Below are 4,076 nucleotides of genomic sequence, written 5' to 3' on the forward strand. Positions count from 1 at the left end.
GGGCTGTTGAAAAACCTGGGCGGCTGCCTGGGCCTGCTGCAAGGTTCGCCCGGAGCCTACCTCCAGGCCGGCGCCGGCCTGGACGACGCCAGCATCCAGCTGCTGATCGCGCAGCGCGCAGCCGCCAAGCTGGCAAAAGACTTCGCCGAAGCCGACCGTATCCGCAAGGACCTGCTGGCCAAAGGCATTGTTTTGAAGGATTCGCCCAGCGGCACCACCTGGGAGGTGCAATCGTGAGGTTCTGGACGGCTCTTTCACCCTGTTTTTCAAGCCATTCAGGCCCGCAGCCCAATATGGACGTGCGCAAGCAGCTATGAAAAAGATAGTGAAAAGCGGCCCGGCCAGCGCTGAGCTGGCCGACGTTCCCGAGCCGGCCACCACGGTGCCCGAGTATTGGGCCGATGCCTGCAAACACCTGGTCAAAAAAGACCGCGTGATGAAGCGGCTGATTCCCCTGTTCGGCGACGCCTGCCTGCAAACGCGCGGCGATGCCTTTGGTACTCTGGCGCGCAGCATCGTGGGCCAGCAAATTTCGGTCAAGGCGGCGCAAAGTGTCTGGGCCAAATTTTCGGCGCTACCCAAAAAAGTGACGCCTGCCAACGTGCTGCGCCTCAAAGTTGACGACATGCGCGCAGCAGGGCTGAGCGCCCGCAAGGTCGAATACCTGGTGGACCTGGCGATCCACTTTGATGCCGGCACCGTTCACGTCAAAGACTGGGCGGCGATGGACGATGAAGCCATCATTGAAGAATTGGTGGCCATCCGCGGCATCGGCCGCTGGACGGCCGAGATGTTTTTGATTTTTTACCTGATGCGCCCCAATGTCCTGCCGCTGGACGACGTGGGGCTGATCACCGGCATCAGCCAGAATTACTTTTCGGGTGAATCCGTCAGCCGCAGCGACGCGCGAGAGGTGGCCGCCGCCTGGTCGCCTTACTGCAGCGTGGCAACTTGGTATATTTGGCGCTCTCTGGACCCATTACCGGTTCTGGGTACCCCCACGGGTACCGAGCAAATTTAAGTTTCATGAAGCCCTGAGGAGCAGCACATGGCGAAGAAGACCTTCCTCGATTTCGAGCAACCGATTGCGGAGCTTGAAGGAAAAATTGAAGAACTGCGCTACGTACAGACCGAGTCGGCTGTCGATATCTCTGAAGAAATCGACCAGCTGGCCAAAAAGAGCCAGCAACTCACCAAAGACATCTACAGCGACCTGACGCCCTGGCAGATCACCAAGATCGCACGCCACGCAGAGCGCCCCTACACCCTGGACTACGTCAACGAAATCTTCACCGATTTTGTTGAGTTGCACGGCGACCGGCATTTTGCCGACGACCTGTCCATCGTCGGCGGCCTGGCTCGCTTCAACGGCACCGCCTGCATGGTGCTGGGCCACCAGAAGGGCCGCGACACCAAGGAGCGCGGCTTGCGCAACTTCGGCATGAGCAAGCCCGAGGGCTACCGCAAAGCCCTGCGCCTGATGAAAACCGCCGAGAAGTTCAAGCTGCCGGTGTTCACCTTTGTCGACACACCGGGCGCTTACCCCGGCATTGATGCCGAAGAGCGCGGCCAGTCCGAAGCCATCGGACGCAATATTTTCGAGATGGCGCAGCTCGAAGTGCCCATCATCACCACCATCATCGGCGAAGGCGGCTCCGGCGGCGCGCTGGCCATTTCGGTGGCTGACCAGGTGGTCATGCTGCAGTACTCGATTTACTCCGTCATCAGCCCGGAAGGTTGCGCCTCCATCTTGTGGAAAACCTCCGACAAGGCGCAGGAAGCTGCCGAGGCCCTGGGCATCACCGCGCACCGGCTCAAGGCCCTGGGCGTGATCGACAAGATCGTCAACGAGCCCGTGGGCGGCGCCCACCGCGACCACAAGCAGATGGCTGCGTTCCTTAAGCGAGCCCTCAATGACGCCTTCCGCCAGGTCAGTGACCTGAAGGTCAAGGAGCTGCTGGACCGCCGCTACGAGCGCCTGCAAAGCTACGGCCGCTTCACAGACACCAAGGCTGACGCCGGCAAGTAAGGCGCCCCGGCACAAGCTGGAGCGACAAGACCATGGTGCGCCCCCGTATCGGTCCTTACAGTGCCGAGGAAGAGGAAGCCCTGGCGAAGTTGCGCCGGCGATTTTGGCTAACCTCTGCCGCGCTCTATGCGACTTTTCTGTCGGTCATGTTCGGTTTCGTTCCGCGCGAGCTTGCCACCGAGCCGCAGGCGGTTTCCTTTATGGACTCGATGGCCCATGTCGTGCCCATGCTGGACCAGTTGCCTAAGATTCCTGGTTACGACCCTTTTCTGCGCTTCTACTACGCGATGCTCTGGCTGATTTCGCCTGTTGCCGGCCTTGTGGGCTTGTGGGCCGGGCTGGACTATCTAGTCAAGCATGACCGCTACGCGCGAATCAAGAGTCCGAACCGCATGTTGGTCTGGGGCCTGCTGTTCTGGTGTTTCCTGCTGGTTTTTGCTGCCATCTGGCCTGTTGCGGATGGTGGGGCGCCCTCCTGGCGGGACCATGGTTTGGTCTCGAGTATTTTTGGCATAGCGCTACGCGGCGTCTACCTCCTGTGGTGCTGGTTCGCCATCGGTGGCACGCTCGGGGTGCTATGGGTGCGGGCCAGGATTGACCGGGAAAGATTCGCCGAAGCCAAGCCATGAATGACGGCGCCGTGATCGCCGCTGCGATTTCCCAATTTCAACCTGCTTTGCCGCTGGCCGTAGCGCTCAGCGGCGGCGCCGATTCTGTCGCCTTGCTGGTGGCCTGCGCCGAGAAATGGCCGGGGCAGGTTCACGCCATTCATATTCATCACGGCTTGCAGGCGGCGGCCGATGACTTTGAGCAGCACTGCGTTGCCCTCTGCGCGCAGCTCAATGTGCCGCTAATCGTCCAGCGTGTGGACGCCCGCCACGCCTCCGGCGAGAGCCCGGAAGACGCGGCACGAAAGGCGCGTTATGCGGCGTTTAAGGCTGCAGCCCAGGAAGGATCTGCGCAAGCAGCTATTAAAAACATAGCAATTGCCCAGCATGCCGATGATCAGGTGGAGACCATGCTGCTGGCGCTGTCGCGCGGAGCGGGGCTGCCCGGGCTGGCCGCCATGCCGGCGCAATGGGAGCGTGACGGCATGACCTATTACCGTCCGCTGCTGACGGTGCCCGGGGCATTGCTGCGCGATTGGCTGGTGACGCGCGGCATCACCTGGGTGGAAGACCCGACCAACACCGACGAGCAGTTCACACGCAATCGCATCCGGGCCCGCCTRCTGCCCGCGTTGGCGCAAACCTTTCCGCAGTTTCGCGAAACCTTTGCACGCAGCGCGCGCCACGCGGCCCAGGCGCACGGGTTGTTGGTCGAGGTGGCACAGCAAGACCTGGTTGCCGTGGGAACCCCCCCGGTGATCAAATCCCTGCAATCCCTGTCACAGCCGCGGCAGGCCAATGTGCTGCGCTATTGGCTAACGCTGCAGCAAGCTACTCCCAGCGCAGCACAGCTCGACCAACTGCTCCTGCAAATCGCCGCCTGCACCACGCGCGGGCACCGGATCCACCTTAAGGTGGCGAGCGGGCATGTCACGCGCAATGGCCCGGTGCTGAACTATGCGGCTGCAGGGGATAAGGCGAGCTAACCGGGTAGTAGTCCCTAGGTATAATTGAAGGCTTTGCTGGCGCGAAATCGCCGTTAAAAGCCCTCAAATGGGCGCTTTTACACAGGTCCCCGGCAAAAAATCCGCAACAACTCCTGATTGACATCCTGCAATGGCATTGATCGTTCATAAATACGGCGGCACGTCGATGGGCTCTACCGAGCGCATCCGCAATGTCGCCAAACGCGTGGCCAAATGGGCGCGGGCCGGCCACCAGATGGTGGTCGTTCCCAGTGCCATGAGCGGCGAAACCAACCGTTTGCTCGGCCTGGCCAAAGAACTGGCGCCCGCCAGGACAAGCGATGCTTATGGCCGCGAGCTTGATGCGCTGGCTGCTACCGGCGAGCAGGCTTCCAGCGCATTGCTGGCCATTGCGCTGCAGGCCGAAGGCATGCAGGCTGTGAGCTACGCCGGCTGGCAGGTCACCATCAAGAC

The 4,076-nt window shown here is 61.5% G+C and carries 6 protein-coding genes; all 6 read left to right on the forward strand.

The window, feature by feature from the left end:
• Positions 1-237, forward strand: a 237-nt coding sequence (locus AC1D1X_RS17290) for a CysS/YqeB C-terminal domain-containing protein (RefSeq protein ID WP_477698745.1), incomplete at its 5' end; no start/stop codon positions are given.
• 76 nt (positions 238-313) lie between these two features.
• Positions 314-1,021 carry a DNA-3-methyladenine glycosylase family protein gene (locus tag AC1D1X_RS17295; RefSeq protein WP_477668989.1) on the forward strand — a complete coding sequence of 236 codons (708 nt, stop codon included), beginning with the start codon at positions 314-316 and terminating at the stop codon, positions 1,019-1,021.
• A 27-nt stretch (positions 1,022-1,048) separates the two neighbouring features.
• A complete protein-coding gene (locus tag AC1D1X_RS17300; protein ID WP_092131429.1) occupies positions 1,049-2,029 on the forward strand; it encodes an acetyl-CoA carboxylase carboxyltransferase subunit alpha in 981 nt (326 codons plus the stop codon).
• A gap of 32 nt (positions 2,030-2,061) precedes the next feature.
• Positions 2,062-2,658 (forward strand): hypothetical protein, encoded by a 597-nt coding sequence (locus AC1D1X_RS17305; protein WP_477668990.1) that lies wholly within the window; start codon positions 2,062-2,064, stop codon positions 2,656-2,658.
• Positions 2,655-3,623 (forward strand): tRNA lysidine(34) synthetase TilS, encoded by a 969-nt coding sequence (tilS, locus tag AC1D1X_RS17310; protein ID WP_477668991.1) that lies wholly within the window; start codon positions 2,655-2,657, stop codon positions 3,621-3,623. The genes AC1D1X_RS17305 and tilS overlap by 4 nt, the downstream gene beginning before the upstream one ends.
• A gap of 130 nt (positions 3,624-3,753) precedes the next feature.
• On the forward strand, positions 3,754-4,076 hold a 323-nt coding region (locus AC1D1X_RS17315), incomplete at its 3' end, for an amino acid kinase family protein (protein ID WP_477698746.1).

The organism is Polaromonas sp. P1_G4, assembly GCF_056405475.1.